Origin of the sequence: Diaphorobacter sp. J5-51 (assembly GCF_001023515.1) — a bacterium.
GTDB classification, from domain to species: domain Bacteria; phylum Pseudomonadota; class Gammaproteobacteria; order Burkholderiales; family Burkholderiaceae_C; genus Diaphorobacter; species Diaphorobacter nitroreducens.
Window position 1 is genome coordinate 22309 of the sequence record NZ_JSYI01000116.1, and the last position, 15626, is coordinate 37934.

Sequence of the window (15626 nt, forward strand, 5' to 3'; positions counted from 1 at the left end):
CGCCGGNTCGCAGCAGTGCGGCTGTGCTGATGCGCTGGCATGGTCGCCGTCATGACCACCGTGGTCGTGCGTGTCGCTTGCCATAGCGTGGTGGGTAGCAGCTGCCGCGATGGTGGGCTGCGCGGGCGTGGTCGGTGCAACGCCCATGGCCATGGCGTCGCCCAGCAGGCCCCGCAGGACCAGCAGCAGACCCAGGATCATGGCAACGGCGTGGCGCATGCAGCGAATGATACCGGCGCGGTGCAGGAAGTTCCCGCCAGAGCGAGCGCCCGGCGATGGTCCGGCCGCGTGCCGTCAGACCGCCATGTAGCGCCCTGGCCGGTGGTTCATGGCCAGCACCAGGTTGAGCGCCACGGCGCCGATGACCGACCACAGCACGCGCAGCGGCTCCACTGTGACCAGCGCCGCCAGCACGATGCAGCAGTCCACGGCCATCTGCACCTTGCCGGCGCGCCAGCCGAAGCGGTCCTGCAGGTACAGCGCCATGATGCCCACGCCCCCCAGGCTGCAGCGGTGGCGAAACAGCACCAAAAAGCCCATACCCATGATCAGCCCGCCGGTGATGGCCGCATACAGCGGCTGCAGTTCGCTGATCTGCAGGAACTGCGACTGCAGCTCCGACAGCACCGACAGCAGCGCCACGGCCGCGAAGGTCTTGAGCGTGAAGGCCAGGCCCAGCTTGCGCAGCGCCAGCCAGTAGAACGGCAGGTTGAGCGCGAAGAACAGCTTGCCGAAGCCGATGCCCGTGGCGTAGTGCAGCACGAAGGCCAGCCCCGCCATGCCGCCGGTGAGCAGCCCGGCGCTGGCGAGGAAGGCCACGCCCACGGAGATCAGCGTCACGCCGACGCCAATCGCCACGGCGTCTTCGGTGCGGGTGTGCGGGACCATGGCGGGAGCGGCGTTGGCGGTGGTGGTGGACATGGGCGGGATCGGCAGTCGCCGTGGTGACCGGCGGGGGCGCGATTGCACCACGGCATCGGTCGTTGTGTCTTGCGCTGGGTCAAATTCCCGTGTCTGGGTGGTGTGATGCTCCTAAAAGGTGAGCTGTTTGCGCTTGTCAGGCGGGCGCTAGAGGTCGATTTGACTCATCTCTGACGCACCCGGCGTGCCGGGGGGCTGGGTGGCCTGCATGGCTTCGGTGATGCATGCGCGCACGGCCACGCTGGGCACCATGGGCCGCAGCGCGGGCACGCTGGCACGGCCGATGTTGCCCTGCGGCAGCCGGCGCACCAGGTGGCCCACCAGCGTGAGGCCCAGCCGCGCCCATTGGCCCCGAGCCTCCGGCGCGTCGCCCAACTGGCGCGCAAAGCGCAGCATCTGCCAGTGCGCGCGCCAGTGCAGGCCCAGGCGGTTCTGGCCCACCACATGGGCGGCCTCCAGGTAGCGCCAACGCTGTTCGGTGGGCGCATCCACGCTGGTGCGCCAGCGCTGCAGCAGGTAGTCGTAGGCGGCGCGCTGGCGGCTTTGTGGTGATTGGGTCATGGTCATGCGGCCTCCTTCGCCGCGATAGAGGCACCGCGGCGCAGGCGCAGCCCGTTGGCCACCACCAGCAGGCTCACGCCCATGTCGGCTGCCACGGCCATCCACATGCTGGCCATGCCCAGCAGCGCCAGGGTGAAGAACGCGGCCTTGATGCCCAGCGCCAGGGTGATGTTCTGCCACAGCACGGCGTGTGCGCGGCGTGCCAGCCGCACGGTGTCGGGAATGCGGCGCAGGTCGTCGTTCATGAGCACCACGTTGGCCGTCTCCATGGCCATGCCGGTGCTGTGTGCGCCGCCCATGGCGAAGCCCACGTCGGCCTGGGCCAGCGCGGGCGCATCGTTGATGCCGTCGCCCGCCATGGCGGTGGGGCCGCGGGTGCGCTGCAGCGCGGCCAGCGCATCCAGCTTGCCCTGCGGCAGCAGGCCACCGAGCACGTCCTGTGTGTCGCGGATACCCGCCTCTGCCGCAATGGCCTGGGCAGTGGCCGGGTTGTCGCCGCTCAGCACGACAGGATGCAGACCCAGCGCGCGCAGCTGGTCGATGGCCTGGCGCGCCTGGGCACGCAACGGGTCGGCCACGGCGAACAGTGCGCGCACGGCGTGCGTGTCGGCCAGCAGGGTGACGGTGCGGCCCTGGCGCTCATGCTGCGCCAGGGCGTTCTCGAGCGCGGCGTCGGCCAGGCCCTGTTCGCGCATCAGGCGCAGGTTGCCCAGCAGCCAGCGCTGTCCGCCAATGTCGGCCTGCACGCCGCGGCCGGGGAGGGCTTGCAGGTGTTGCACGCCATTGTGGGTGGCCGCAGGCAGGCCGGCTGCGATGGCGCGTGAGACGGGGTGCTCGGAGCGGCTGGCCAGTTGCCAGGCCACGGCGGCGGCGGCGTCGGCATCGGCGCCGCTCACCGTCTGCCACTGCACCAGCGCGGGGCTGCCGGTGGTCAGCGTGCCGGTCTTGTCCAGAGCCACCACGCGCAGGCTGCGCGCGGCCTCCAGCGCGCTACCGCCCTTGATGAGGATGCCGCGCCGCGCCGCTGCGGTGAGTGCGCTGACCACCGTGACCGGGGTGGAGATGACCAGTGCGCAGGGGCAGGCGATGACCAGCAGCGCCAGCGCCTGGTAGATCGATTGCGCCCAGGTCCATTTCATCAGCGGCGGCGCCAGCAACGCCAGTAGCACGGCCAGCGCGAACACGACGGGCGTGTAGATGGCGGCAAAGCGGTCCACGAAGCGCTGGATGGGGGCCTTGCTGGCCTGTGCCTGCTCCACCGCGCGCACGATGCGCGCCAGCAGCGTGTCGCCCGGCGGGGTGCTGACTTGCATCAGCAGTTCGCCCTGCTGGTTCACGCTGCCGGCGTACAGCGGATCGCCCGGGGCCTTGTCTGCCAGCTGGCTTTCGCCGGTGATGGGGGCCTGGTTCACGCTGCTGCTGCCCTGGACGATGGTCCCGTCCAGCGGTACGTGTGCGCCCGGGGCGATGCGCACGGTGGCACCCAGCGGCACCTCGTTCACGGGCAAGCGCTGGCTGGTGCCATTGGGCTGCAGCACGTCAGCGGTGGCGGGCGCCAGTTGCAGCAGATTGCGAATGGCGTGACGCGCGCGATCCATGGCGCCGTCCTCGATGCGCTCGGCGGCCACGTACAGCGCCATGACCATCGCCGCCTCCGGCCACTGGCCGATGAGGAAGGCGCCGGTGACGGCCACGGCCATCAGGGCATGGATGCCCAGGCGCAGGCGCGCCAGATCCTGCAGGCCCACGCGGTACACGCCCAGGCCCGACAGCGCGATCGCCACCAGGGCCAGAGCCATGCCTGCGTAGTCCTGTTGCAGCCAGTGCGCCACCTCGGCGCTGGCGGCCAGGGCCAGCGCCGCGGCGATGCGCGGCCAGCCGGGCAGCGTGCCGTGGTCGGGACCATCGCCCGCCGGTGCGCTGCAGGCGCAGCCGCTGCACGCGCTGGCGGCAATGGGGGCGGGCAGGGGCGCCGTGACCGGGTCTTGGGAAGGGGAGTAGGAACGGGATTGGAGGTTGTGGCTCATGCCATGATTGGAAACCTTGAAGCCACTCGAAGGTCAAGCCATGTTGCGACAAAGCCCCCGCCACCGCATTGGTGATGCCGCCCGGCTCTCGGGCGTGCCGCCGGCCAATATCCGCTACTACGAGAAAGAAGGCCTGCTGCCCGCGCAGACCCGTGCGGACAACCGCTACCGCCTCTATAGCGACGAGGAGGTGCACCACCTGCGCTTCGTGCGGCTGTGCCGCGCCATGGACATGTCGCTGCAAGAGGTGCGCGGCCTGCTGGCATTGGACGCCTGCAGTACCGCCGACGGCCATGCCGCCTGCGTCACGCTGGACGAGCACCTGGCGCACGTGCGCACGCGCATGGCCGAGCTGGCGACGCTGGAGCAGGAACTGCTGTCGCTGCGCAGCCGTTGCGACGGCACGGGAGGGCAGTGCCACGTGATCGAGGCGTTGCATGCACGCGCCGATGCCGATCCCGTGCCGCCCGCAGGGCCGGCGACCCGCAGGCATGTATGAGGCCCATGGCACAGGTTGCTATGGTGTTAATAGCTGCTAGCGCTTGCTGCATAAGCGCTAGCGGCTAATTTGTTACTTATCGAATGCAGCCTTCGCCTATGATCCGCGCATGAACGCCAGCCTGCACCCTTCCATCGTGCCCCGGCGCCTGTGGGCCCAGGCGCGGCGTTGGGCCGTGGCGTGGTGGCGCATCATCTACCTGGGCGCCGTGGTCATGGTGCTGATGCTCTCGCCGTCCAGCTACGGCCGCGCCACGCGCTGGCGGCTGGCGCGCCACATGTACCAGGACACCGCGCCCATCCTGCTGGGCTTCACGGTGCTGGCGGCGCTCATCAGTCTGGTCATCACGCGCATCGTGGTCGTCACGGCGCTCAGCTACGGCCTGTCGCGCTATGCGCTGGAGATGGTGATCCGCGTGCTGGTGCTGGAGCTGATTCCGCTGACCGCCGCGCTGTTCGTGGCGATGCGCGCCACCATCCCCAACGGCACGCAGCTGGCGCTGATGCGCCAGTCGGGCCACCTTCAGGCCTTGCGCCAGCGCGGCGCCGACCCCGTGCGCATGGAGCTGCTGCCGCGCGTGGTGGCCGGCGTGTACGCCAGCATCACGCTGGCGGCGCTGTCGTGCGTGGTGGCGCTGGTCATGGCCTACCTGGGCGTGTACGGGCTCAACACGGCGGGGCTGCCGGTGTACACGCGCATGTTTGGCCAGGTGTTCGCGCCGCAGATCACGCTGGTGTTCGTGCTCAAGACCGTGTTCTTCAGCCTGGCCGTGGCGCTGATTCCCATGGCTTCGGGGCTCTACGAGAGCGGCGACGCACGCCAGGCCCAGCAGCCCGACTCGGAGCTGGGCGGGCTGGCACGCATGTTCGCCGTGCTGCTGCTCATCGAGGTGATCTCGCTCATGGGCAATTACTACTGACATTACCGACGTCACCGACCTTGCCGACACTACCCACGCCATTGATTTTCCCGGCACTCATGCAATGACCGACCCGCAAAGTCCCAACCCACCGCTGTCCCAGCCGCCCTTGGCCGAGTTGCCGCCGCCCGTGGCCCATCTGGAGCGCAAGACCGTGGCGCTGCTGCTGTTCACACTGCTGCTGATCGTGGGCGCCGGCCTGTACCTGTTGTATGCGCGCGGCGCCTTCGAGCCCACGCAGCGCCTGGTGCTCACTGCAGACGACTCCGAAGGCGTGGCAGTGGGCATGGACATGACGTTCTCGGGCTTTCCTATCGGCCGGGTGCGCCGCATCGAGCTGGCGCGGGACGGCAATGTGCGCATCCTCATCGACGTGGCCCGGCGCGACGCGCACTGGCTGCGCACGTCCAGCGTGTTCACCCTGGTGCGCGGGCTGGTGGGCGGCACCACCATCAAGGCCTACAGCGGCATCCTGACCGACCCGCCGCTGGCCGACGGCGCCGAGCGCCCGGTGCTGCGCGGCGACGCCACGGCGGAGATTCCGCAGCTCATGGCATCGGCGCGCCAGCTGCTGGACAACCTCAATGCCATGACCGGCGCCGACTCCGCCCTGGGCGGCGCCCTGGTCCAGGTGCGCACGCTGACTGAGCGGCTCAACGCGCCCGGCGGCGCCCTGGGCGTGCTGATGGGCAACGAGGCGGATGCCAAAAAGATACTGACCACGCTGGAGCGCACCAACCAGTTGCTCGCCCGCATCGACGGCATGGCGGCCAAGGCGGACAGGCAGGTCTTTGGCGCGCCGGGCGAAGCCGGCCTGGTGCCCGAGGTGCGCGCCGCCGTGGTGCAGCTCAATGCCCTGCTGGCCGACGCACGCCAGAGTTTGACCAAGGTGGACGCCGTGCTGGCCGAGGCCCAGGCCGTGGGCGCCAACGCCCGCGAGGCCACCACCGACCTGGGCGCGCTGCGCGCCGAGGTCGAGAGCAGTCTGCGCAAGGTGGACAGTCTGGTCAACGAGATCAACCGCAAATGGCCCTTTGCCCGCGACACGGAGCTGAAACTGCCATGACCGTCATCACTGCCATGCGGCGCGTCCCCGCCTTGATCCCGGCTTTTCGCTGCCGCGCAGCGATTGCGCAGGCCCTGCTGCTGGCCGCGCTGCTGCCCGCCTGCACCAGCCAACCGCCGGTGCCCGACTGGCAGATGAACGCCCACAGCGCGGCCGGGCGGGCGACCGAGGCTTATCTATCCGGCAACACCCGCGTGGCTGAACAGGAATGGACCCGCGCACGCGCCGAGGTGGCACGCACCGGCCGCCCCGAACTGCTGTCGCGCCTGGAGCTGATGCGCTGCGCCGCCCAGGTGGCCAGCGTGCAATTGCAGCCCTGCGCCGCGTTCGAGCCGCTGCGCGCCGATGCGGCGGCGCCCGAACAAGCCTATGCCGACTACCTGGCCGGTCGCGCCACGCCCGCGCAGGCCGCGCTGCTGCCCGATGCGCAGCGCGCCGCAACTGCCAGTGTGCAGGCTATCGCAGCCATTGCCGACCCGCTGGCCCGTCTGGTGGCTGCCGGCGCTGCATACCAGGCCGGCCGCGCCACGCCCGAGGTGATGGTGCTGGCCACCGACACCGCCTCCGCCCAGGGCTGGCGCCGCCCGCTGCTGGCCTGGCTGCTGCTGCGCGCCGAGCGCGCCGCGCAGGCGGGCGATGCGCCCCTGGAGGCCGCGCTGCGCCGGCGCATTGCCCTGGTGGAAAGCGCCGGGGCGCCTGCGGAAAATCGCCGGTGAACATCGCCCTCGGCGCTGCGGCTGCATCCGGCCCTGGTGCGGACCTGGCGCGGTTGCAGTCGTGGTGCTGGTGTCAGTCAAACAGGCCCGCCGGCACCAGCTGATCCAGTTGGCTGTGCACCAGCGAGTCAGCCACCTGGGCCGTTTGGTGCGGCACCAGGGTCGTTACGCTGGCCGCAACGGCCAGCAGCACGGTGATCGCAAAAGCTGCGGATGCGTGTGATCCGGGGCGCAGGCGGCGTTTCATGGCAGTGACCTCCGGTATGGTGAAAAAATCGGTAAGGTGAAGGCGCTAAAGCCAGGCCCCATTTAACTGCCAAAGCTGAGCCCCGTGTGTCAGACCGGGCGTACAAAAAGGCCGTTTGTCGATGCCTGCAAACACAATTACTTCTGCAAGCAAGTAGTCAGGCTTGCTGGCTGGGGGCCCACCCCTGCATCACCCTGGTGGCAGAAGGCTGGCAAGGGCGCCGGCCGTCAGCGTGTGGCCCTGCGGCCAGCGGTCGGCCGCTTCGCCGTGCTGCCAGCAGGCGTGGGCGGCGGCGTCAAAGGCCATGTCCGCAGCTGCAAAGGCGCTGCCGGGGGCATTGGCGCCGTCCGGGCGGTGGGTTGCGGCGGCAGCCAGCCGCGCGCCCACCAGCCCGGCCAGCACATCGCCCGTGCCGCCCGTGGCCAGCAGTGCGTTGCCCGTGGGGTTGATGACGGCAGCGCGCCCCGGCGCGGCGATCACGCTGCCCGAGCCCTTGAGCAGCACCGCGCAGCCGTAGCGGTCAGCCAGCGCATGGGCGGCTGCCAGGCGGTCGGCCTGCACGCTGGCGGTGGGGGTGTCCAGCAGCCGCGCGGCCTCCAGCGGGTGCGGCGTGAGCACGGTGGCGCGGTCGGGCTGTCCGCCGCGTGCGCGCAGCAGCGCTTGCAGTGCAGGGTTGGCGGCGATGGCGTTCAGCGCGTCGGCATCCAGCACCAGGCGCGGCGCCTGCTGCAGCACTTGCTCCAGCACGGCGGCCACGGCTGCGCCGCCGCCGCAGCCGCAGACCACCGTGGTGTGCTGCAGCGCCAGCGCGTCAAAGCGGCGCAGCATCAGCTCGGGGCGGTGTGGCGTGGATGTGAGCGTGCCTGCGTCCAGCAGCGCCACCAGCACGCGCCCGGCGCCGCCGTGCAGGGCCGCGCTGGCGGCCAGCAGCGCCGCGCCCGTCATGCCCATGCCGCGTGCGGCCAGCCCTTCACCGCCGACGATGGCCACATCGCCAAAGCTGCCTTTGTGGCTGGCATGCGCGCGTGCAGCCACGGCGGGCGGCCCGGCCAGCCAGGCGCAGGGTAATTCGGCTGTCGCAGGCACGCCCAGGTCGTCAAACCACACGCTGCCCGCCGCATCGCGCCCGTGGCCGGTGAACAGCCCCGGTTTGAGCGTGAGCAGCGCCAGCGTGTGGCGCGGGGCTGCCGGGGTGGCCGTCGTGGCGGGCGCCAGCCCGGGGGCGTATTGGCCGGTCTCTGCGATCAGTCCCGAGGGCAGGTCCACGCACAGCGTGGGCGCTGCGCTGGCGCGCATGTGGGTCAGCCATTGCAGCAGGCGTGCGCCGGGCGTGCGCGGGGTGTGCGTTGACGCGGGTGCGGCAGCGCGCAGGCCGATGCCCAGCAGGGCGTCCACGCACAGATCCTGCGGGCCCAGCGGCGGTGGCTCGGCGGCAAAGGGCACGCCGGCGTCGTGCGCGCGCTGCCAGGACTGGCGGGCGTCGGCGGGTGCGGTGTCGGGCGTGCCCAGCCAGGTCACCACGACCGGGTGGCCGCTGCGGTGCAGCAGCATGGCGGCCTCCAGCCCGTCGCCGCCGTTGTTGCCGCTGCCGCAGGCGATCCAGATGGTGCGCGCATGCGGGGCTAGCGCCAGCGCCAGGCGCGCGGTGGCCTGCCCGGCGCGCTGCATCAGGGTGTGTGGCGCCAGGGCCGCGGCGGCCGCGGATTCGATGCGACGCGTGGCCGCGGTGTCAAACAGGGCGTGAGGCTGGTCAGGTGCGATGCGCTGCATGCGCTGCATTGTGGCGCCAGGCCGCCGGGGTCAAAAGCGCTGCGGCGCAAAGGGTTGCAGGTCAATGGCGGGTGTGCGCTGGGCGATCAGGTCGGCCAGGGCGCGCGCGCTGCCGCAGGCCTGGGCCCAGCCGCAGGCGCCGTGTCCGGCGTTGAGCCACAGCCCCGAAATGCCGCTGGCGCCGATGGCGGGCGCGCCGTCGGGCAGCGTGGGGCGTGCGCCGCGCCAGACCTGCACCTGGGGTGACGAGGTGAGCGCGCCGCCCGGAAACCACCCCGACAGCGCCAGGTACAGCGTCTGCAGCGTGGGCGCATGGTGCGCGTGGTGGGAACTGGCGCCGCGGCCGATCTCGGCGCCGCCGGACGCGCGCACGCGCTGGCCCTGGCGGGTGATGGTGATGCGGTGCACCGGGTCGATCACGGTGCCCTGCGGCGCATGGGTGTCTTCACGCACGGGCGCGCTGACGGTGTAGCCGTGCACGCCCGCCATGGGCAGGCGCAGCCCCACCGGGCGCAGCAGGGCTGCGCTGGCCAGACCGGCGCACAGCACCACGGCATCAAAGTGCCGGGGTGCGTCTTCGCCCTCGATGCGCAGGCTCGCCGAGCGGGCGGACAGCGAGTGCACCCGTGTGCTGAACAGGAACCGCGCCCCTTGGCTCTGGGCAGCCTGGCGCAGCGCGTGCACAAACAGGCGGCAATTGCCGGCCTCGCCATCGGGCGCGTGCAGGGCGCCGGCCAGCGGCACGTCGGCGGCCAGCCCGGGCTCGATCAGGCGGGCGGTGGCGGCGTCCACTTCGCTCAGGGCGACGCCCGCATCGCGCAGCACCTGCAGCGCAGGTTGCACACGCTGCAGATCCTGCGGCCGGCGCAGCAGCACCAGGGTGCCGCGGCTGGTTTCCAGGTCTGCTTCAAACCGCTGCGCCAGCGCGCGCGTGCGCTCCAGGCTGTAGCTGCCCAGGCGCTGCAGCGCGCCAAGGCGTGCCTGCGCATCCGGCCCGCGCGCGGCCCGCGACCAGCGCCAGAGCCAACCCAGGCCGGTCATGCCTGCGCCGCTGGTCAGGCGCGGCGTGGCGTTTGTGCCTCGGATTTGGCGGCGCAGCGGCCCGCCGATGCCCGGCGCAGCCCAGGGCACGAGAAGCGATGGTGCCAGCATGCCCGCGCTGCCAAAGCTGGCTTCTTCAGCAGCAGCGGCGCGCTGCTCGAAAACGGTGACTTGGTGGCCGTCGGCGGCCAGTTCATAAGCTGTGGCCGCGCCGACAATGCCGGCGCCCACGATTGCGATCTGCATGAGTTTGAGTGAAAAGTGCGTCTAACCCAGAAAGGATAAGCGCTGGCAGCTACTATTTTTGTAGTTCCTTCTCGATCAGCAGACTGATGTTGAGCACCGCGTCGTCGCGCAGCGCGCCATGCCACACCATCAGGCCCACCGGCAGCTCGCCCGCCTGGTGGCAGGGCAGCGACAGGCCGCAGCCGTCCAGCATGTTGACCACGCCGGTGTTGCGCAGCAGCAGACCGTTGACGCGAAAAAATTCGGCATCGCGCTCGTTGCCAGGCGCCACCGACGCGATGGTGGGCGCCACGATGGGCACCGTGGGCGACAGCAGGGCGTCAAAGCCCGCTGTGGCCGCCCGCATGCGCTCAATCCATGCGCGGCGCGCCTGCAGCAGGTCGATGTAGTCGGCGGCGGACATGCTGGCGCCGCGCTCGATGCGGCTTTTGACGCGCGGGTCGTAGCCGCTGCCGCTTCGCTGCAGCAGCGTCCGGTGCCAGGCGTAGCTCTCGGCGGCGGAAAAACCGCCTGTGGCATTCACCTCGGCCAGCTGCGCAGTCTCGGGCAGGGCGATCTCGGTGATGTGCGCGCCCGCGCGGCGCAACTGGGTCAGCGTGCGCTCGAATGCCGCAGCGACGGTGTCATCCAACCCGTCAAGAAACAGCGTGGAGGGCACGGCCAGCCGCCATGCAGACAACGGCGCAGGGCTGCGCGTGATGCGCCGCGCGGCCAGGATTTCGTGCGCCACGATGGCGTCGCGCACCGTGCGGGTCAGCGCACAGGCGGTGTCCAGCGTGGTGGACAGCGGCACCGTGCCTGTCGTGGGCACCAGGCACGCGGTGCTTTTGAAACCCACGATGCCATTGAGCGCGGCCGGTATGCGGATGGAGCCACCGGTGTCCGAGCCCAGCCCGATGAAGGCCGCGCCCGTGGCCACCGACACCCCCGCGCCCGACGAGGAACCGCCGCACACGCGCGCCGGGCCGGGCAGGGCGCCGTGGCGTGTGTCGTAGGCTGCTGGCGTGCCGAAATGGGGGTTCACACCCACGCCCGAGAAGGCGAACTCGACCATATGGGTGCGCCCGATGATCGCCGCCCCTGCGCGGCGCAGGCGCGCCACGGCCGGGCTGTCAGCCTGCGCGGGTGGTGCGTCCGCCAGCACGGCGGAGCCCGCGGCAGTCGTCATGCCCTGGACGTCAAACAGATCCTTGACCGATACGGCAAGTCCGGCCAGCGGCCGTTGCTCCACGCCCGCGGCGGTGGCCGCTGCGCGGGCTGCGGGGTAGCAGGTCTGGCGAAAAACATGGGCGCAGACGGGGGACTCGGCCGCGGCGATGCAGCGCTCCAGTACGTCAAGCGCACTGACACGCTCGCCAGTGATCTGGCTGCGGACAGATATAAGGTCGGGATGCATGGGCATGTGCTAAACTCTTTCGGCTTTGCTGGTATCTGGGCCGCTGTGGATGCGTAATCAACGCAGGCGCGGCGCGCAGTAATCGGTGAGGCTAATCGCAAACCAGCCCCCACAAGGTGTTGCGGCCCGCACAACACAGTTGAACAGCAGTGATTCAAATGCCAGGCATATTGCCGGCGCGCACTTGCTGGCTCTGGCGGATCGTGATTATTGGCGCTGGATTTTAGACCCAACCTTCGGAGAAACTTCATGTCCGTCACCATGCGCGAAATGCTGGAAGCCGGTGTCCACTTTGGTCACCAGACACGCTTCTGGAACCCCAAGATGGCCCCCTACATCTTTGGCCATCGCAACAAGATTCACATCATCAACCTGGAAAAATCGCTGCCGATGTTCCAGGAGGCGCAGAAGTTCGCCAAGCAGCTGGCGGCCAATCGCGGCACCATTCTGATGGTCGGCACCAAGCGCCAGGCCCGCGAGCTGGTGTCCGAGCAGGCGCAGCGCGCTGGCGTGCCCTTCGTGGACCAGCGTTGGCTGGGCGGCATGCTGACCAACTTCAAGACCGTCAAGACATCCATCAAGCGCCTGAAGGACATGAAGGCCCAGCAGGAAGCCGGCCTCGAAAGCATGAGCAAGAAAGAGCAGCTCATGTTTGCCCGCGAGCTGGAAAAGCTGGAAAAGGATATCGGCGGCATCCAGGACATGACGGCCCTGCCTGACGCCATCTTTGTGATCGACGTGGGCTACCACAAGATTGCAGTGGCTGAGGCCAAGAAGCTGGGCATTCCGCTGATCGGCGTGGTGGATTCCAACCACTCGCCCGAAGGCATCGACTACGTGATTCCTGGCAATGACGACTCTGCCAAGGCCGTGGCTCTGTATGCTCGCGGCATTGCCGACGCCATCCTGGAAGGCCGCGCCAACGCCGTGAACGACGTTGTGAAGGCTGTTGCCGGCGAAGGCTCCGACGAATTCGTGGAAGTGGACGAAAACGCCGCCTGATAACGGGCTGCGCGATGCGTCGCAAAAAAGCGGGGCCCCTGGTGAGCCCCCTTTTTTTTAGCTTTTGATCCTGCAAGAACTGAACCCGAGAACTGGAGAAACACGATGGCTGCAATTACCGCAAGCATGGTCGCAGAACTGCGCGCCAAGACCGACGCCCCCATGATGGAGTGCAAGAAAGCCCTGACCGAAGCCGAGGGCGACATGGCCAAGGCCGAAGAACTGCTGCGCGTCAAGCTGGGTACCAAGGCTGGCAAGGCCGCTTCCCGCGTAACGGCCGAAGGCGTGGTGGCGTCCTTCATCAACGGCACCGTGGGTGCGCTGATCGAGGTGAACAGCGAGACCGACTTCGTGTCCAAGAACGACAGCTTCATCGCCATGGCCAATGCCGCCGCCAAGCTGATCGCCGAGCACAACCCCGCGGACTTGCAAGCCCTGGGCCAACTGGCTTACGAACAGGATGGTTTCGGTCCCACGCTGGAAGACGTGCGCAAGGGCTTGATCGGCAAGATCGGCGAGAACATGTCGTTCCGCCGTTTCAAGCGCTTTGACGGCTCCAACCTGGCTGCATACCTGCACGGCTCGCGCATCGGCGTGGTCGTCGAGTTCGACGGTGACGCAGCGGCTGCCAAGGATGTGGCCATGCACGTCGCTGCCATGAAGCCCGTGTCCCTGACCAGCGCCGACGTGCCTGCCGAGCTGATCGCCAAGGAGCGTGCTGTGGCCGAGGGCAAGGCCGAAGAAGCCAACAAAGAGCTGGTGGCTGCCGGCAAGCCCGCGCAGAGCGCGGAAATCACCGCCAAGCGCATCGACGGCGCGGTGCAAAAGTACCTCAAGGAAGTCTCGCTGGCCGACCAGGTCTTTGTGAAGGCTGCTGACGGCAAGCAGACCGTGGCCCAGATGCTCAAGGCTGCGAACACCAATGTGAAGGGCTTTACCCTGTACGTGGTGGGCGAAGGCATCGAGAAGAAGGTGGACGACTTCGCCGCCGAAGTGGCCGCACAGGTCGCAGCCGCCAAGTCTGCCGCCTGATAGCGTCCGCCCTTCGCCTCGTCCGCCCCATCCTGCCCAGCCTTACGGAGAATTGCCCATGACCCCCGCCGCACCAGCCCACAAGCGCATCCTGCTCAAGTTGTCTGGTGAGGCGCTCATGGGCGATGATGCATTTGGTATCAATCGCGCCACCATCGTGCGCATGGTCGAGGAGATCGCAGAGGTCACGCTTCTGGGCGTCCAGGTGGCCGTGGTGATTGGTGGGGGCAACATCTTCCGCGGTGTGGCGGGCGGATCCGTGGGCATGGATCGCGCTACGGCCGATTACATGGGCATGCTGGCCACCGTCATGAATGCGCTGGCCCTGGCCGACGCCATGAACAAGCAAGGGCTGACGGCGCGCGTGATGTCCGCCATCGGCATCGAGCAGGTGGTGGAGCCTTACGTGCGGCCCAAGGCACTGCAATACCTCGAAGAGGGCAAGGTGGTGGTGTTCGCCGCCGGAACGGGCAACCCGTTCTTCACGACGGACACGGCGGCGGCACTGCGCGGCGCCGAGATCGGCGCCGAGCTGGTGCTCAAAGCGACCAAGGTGGATGGTGTCTATACCGCCGACCCCATGAAAGACCCGACCGCCACGCGTTACGCCAAGCTCACGTTCGACGAGGCCATGGTGCGCAACCTGGGCATCTTGGATGCGACGGCGTTTGCCCTGTGCCGCGATCAGAAGCTGCCGATCCGCGTGTTCTCCATTCTCAAGCCGGGTGCGCTCAAGCGCGTGGTGATGGGCGAGGACGAAGGCACATTGGTGTACGCTTGAAAGCTTTGCCGTGTACGGCATTCACGCACTGATTGCCTGCTTGCAGAGGAACCTCACATGACGATAGCCGACATCAAGAAGAACACCGAAGCCAAGATGGATCAGTCCATCGCCGCCTTCAAGAACAACCTGGCCAAGATCCGCACCGGCCGCGCCAACCCGCAGTTGCTCGACACCATCCACGTCGAGTATTACGGCTCCATGGTGCCGCTGTCGCAGGTGGCCAACGTGGCGCTGCTGGACGCGCGCACCATCAGTGTGCAGCCCTGGGAAAAGAACATGGGCGCCAAGATCGAGAAGGCCATCCGCGAGAGCGAACTGGGCCTGAACCCGGCCTCCATGGGCGACTTGATCCGTGTGCCCATGCCGCCCATGAGCGAAGAGCGCCGCAAGGAGATGACCAAGCTGGCGCGCACCGAAGGCGAGGGCGCCAAGGTAGCCATCCGTAATCTGCGCCGCGACGCCAATGAGGGCGTCAAGAAGCTGGTCAAGGACAAGCTCGCCTCCGAGGACGACCAAAAGCGCGCCGAGGCCGATGTGCAGAAAACCACCGACAAGCACATTGCAGAGATCGATGCCTTGGTGGCGGCCAAGGAGCAGGAAATCATGGCGATCTGATCCAGTTTTGCGGATAGATCCTGGATTCATGCCCACCGTGCAGGGAGCCATTCCCCACCACATTGCCATCGTCATGGATGGCAACGGCCGCTGGGCGACGCGCCGCTTCCTGCCGCGCCTGGCGGGGCATCGGCAGGGCGTGGAATCGCTGCGGCGCTGCGTACATGCTTGCGTCCAACGCGGCGTGGGCGTGCTTACCGTGTTCGCGTTTTCCTCCGAGAACTGGAACCGTCCGGCGGACGAGGTGTCCGGTCTCATGGATCTGCTTGCCAAGGCGCTGACACGTGAGGTGCCGCAACTGGCCCGGGATGGCGTGCAGGTGCACTTCGTGGGGGAAAAATCGGGCATTTCGGCGCAGGTGCGCGAAGGGCTTCAGCGTGCCGAGGCGGCCACCGCAAGCAATCAGCGCCTGGTGCTCAATGTCTGCTTCAACTACGGCGGCCGCTGGGACATCACGCAGGCCGCAGCTGCGCTTGCAGCGCGGGGCGAGCCCATCACCGAGGCCAGCCTGCATGCCGCCATGGGCATGGCCCATGTGCCCGATCCGGATCTGCTGATCCGAACCGGTGGCGAGCGGCGCATCAGCAACTTCCTGCTGTGGCAGGCCGCCTATACCGAACTGTATTTCAGTGACCGCCTGTGGCCCGATTTCGACGAGGCCGCACTGGATGAAGCCATCGCGGACTTCGCGGCGCGTGAGCGCCGCTTTGGCCAAACCTCCGACCAGGTACAAGCGCAGCAGCCCGGTTCGCTGCGTGCCTGATTCCGTCCACCGCACATCGCT

The 15626-nt window shown here is 68.6% G+C and carries 16 protein-coding genes; 9 read left to right on the forward strand and 7 right to left on the reverse strand.

The window, feature by feature from the left end; genetic code table 11:
• Positions 1 to 294: 294 nt before the first annotated feature.
• From OX89_RS14350 to OX89_RS14360, 3 genes are all read right to left on the reverse strand, one after another.
• Positions 295 to 921: a YitT family protein gene (locus OX89_RS14350; RefSeq protein WP_011805791.1), complete on the reverse strand. Its 627-nt coding sequence runs from the start codon at positions 919 to 921 to the stop codon at positions 295 to 297.
• A gap of 147 nt (positions 922 to 1068) precedes the next feature.
• Positions 1069 to 1488, reverse strand: coding sequence for a DUF3703 domain-containing protein (locus OX89_RS14355; protein WP_047351140.1), 420 nt, complete (start codon positions 1486 to 1488; stop codon positions 1069 to 1071).
• Positions 1485 to 3509: a cation-translocating P-type ATPase gene (locus OX89_RS14360; RefSeq protein ID WP_047351141.1), complete on the reverse strand. Its 2025-nt coding sequence runs from the start codon at positions 3507 to 3509 to the stop codon at positions 1485 to 1487. Before OX89_RS14360 ends, OX89_RS14355 begins: the two co-directional genes overlap by 4 nt.
• 40 nt (positions 3510 to 3549) lie before the next feature.
• On the opposite strand from OX89_RS14360, the gene OX89_RS14365 reads away from it, so the two are divergent.
• The 4 genes from OX89_RS14365 (at position 3550) to OX89_RS14380 (ending at position 6709) form a co-directional block, all read left to right on the forward strand.
• Positions 3550 to 4008, forward strand: coding sequence for a MerR family transcriptional regulator (locus OX89_RS14365; protein WP_047351142.1), 459 nt, complete (start codon positions 3550 to 3552; stop codon positions 4006 to 4008).
• A 109-nt stretch (positions 4009 to 4117) separates the two neighbouring features.
• Complete coding sequence (locus tag OX89_RS14370) at positions 4118 to 4927, forward strand: ABC transporter permease (protein WP_047351143.1); 810 nt, start codon at positions 4118 to 4120, stop codon at positions 4925 to 4927.
• Positions 4928 to 4991: 64 nt separating this feature from the next.
• Positions 4992 to 5993, forward strand: a complete 1002-nt coding sequence (locus OX89_RS14375) for an MlaD family protein (protein ID WP_047351144.1) — start codon at positions 4992 to 4994, stop codon at positions 5991 to 5993.
• A gap of 134 nt (positions 5994 to 6127) precedes the next feature.
• A complete protein-coding gene (locus tag OX89_RS14380) occupies positions 6128 to 6709 on the forward strand; it encodes a hypothetical protein (RefSeq protein ID WP_369799296.1) in 582 nt (193 codons plus the stop codon).
• A gap of 73 nt (positions 6710 to 6782) precedes the next feature.
• Here OX89_RS14380 and OX89_RS18865 read toward each other — a convergent pair whose 3' ends face one another.
• The 4 genes from OX89_RS18865 to OX89_RS14395 all read right to left on the reverse strand — a co-directional run bounded on the left by OX89_RS18865 (position 6783) and on the right by OX89_RS14395 (position 11409).
• Positions 6783 to 6956, reverse strand: a complete 174-nt coding sequence (locus OX89_RS18865) for a hypothetical protein (protein ID WP_199856255.1) — start codon at positions 6954 to 6956, stop codon at positions 6783 to 6785.
• A 189-nt stretch (positions 6957 to 7145) separates the two neighbouring features.
• Entirely contained in the window at positions 7146 to 8726 is a 1581-nt protein-coding gene (locus tag OX89_RS14385; protein ID WP_047351159.1) for an NAD(P)H-hydrate dehydratase, read from the reverse strand.
• 30 nt (positions 8727 to 8756) lie between these two features.
• Positions 8757 to 10013: an FAD-dependent oxidoreductase gene (locus OX89_RS14390; RefSeq protein WP_047351145.1), complete on the reverse strand. Its 1257-nt coding sequence runs from the start codon at positions 10011 to 10013 to the stop codon at positions 8757 to 8759.
• Between the two features lie 52 nt (positions 10014 to 10065).
• The gene (locus tag OX89_RS14395) at positions 10066 to 11409 is read right to left on the reverse strand and encodes an amidase (RefSeq protein WP_047351146.1); all 1344 of its coding nucleotides are present in this window, start codon (positions 11407 to 11409) and stop codon (positions 10066 to 10068) included.
• Between the two features lie 249 nt (positions 11410 to 11658).
• Between OX89_RS14395 and rpsB the strand changes: the two genes are divergently transcribed.
• From rpsB to uppS, 5 genes are all read left to right on the forward strand, one after another.
• The gene (rpsB, locus tag OX89_RS14400) at positions 11659 to 12411 is read left to right on the forward strand and encodes a 30S ribosomal protein S2 (RefSeq protein WP_047351147.1); all 753 of its coding nucleotides are present in this window, start codon (positions 11659 to 11661) and stop codon (positions 12409 to 12411) included.
• Positions 12412 to 12516: 105 nt separating this feature from the next.
• On the forward strand, positions 12517 to 13443 hold the full coding sequence (gene tsf / locus OX89_RS14405; RefSeq protein ID WP_047351148.1) for a translation elongation factor Ts: 927 nt from the start codon (positions 12517 to 12519) through the stop codon (positions 13441 to 13443).
• A 58-nt stretch (positions 13444 to 13501) separates the two neighbouring features.
• On the forward strand, positions 13502 to 14224 hold the full coding sequence (pyrH, locus tag OX89_RS14410; RefSeq protein ID WP_047351149.1) for a UMP kinase: 723 nt from the start codon (positions 13502 to 13504) through the stop codon (positions 14222 to 14224).
• Between the two features lie 57 nt (positions 14225 to 14281).
• Positions 14282 to 14842 carry a ribosome recycling factor gene (gene frr, locus OX89_RS14415; protein ID WP_047351150.1) on the forward strand — a complete coding sequence of 187 codons (561 nt, stop codon included), beginning with the start codon at positions 14282 to 14284 and terminating at the stop codon, positions 14840 to 14842.
• A gap of 28 nt (positions 14843 to 14870) precedes the next feature.
• Positions 14871 to 15605 (forward strand): polyprenyl diphosphate synthase, encoded by a 735-nt coding sequence (gene uppS / locus OX89_RS14420; protein WP_015912865.1) that lies wholly within the window; start codon positions 14871 to 14873, stop codon positions 15603 to 15605.
• Positions 15606 to 15626 lie beyond the last annotated feature (21 nt).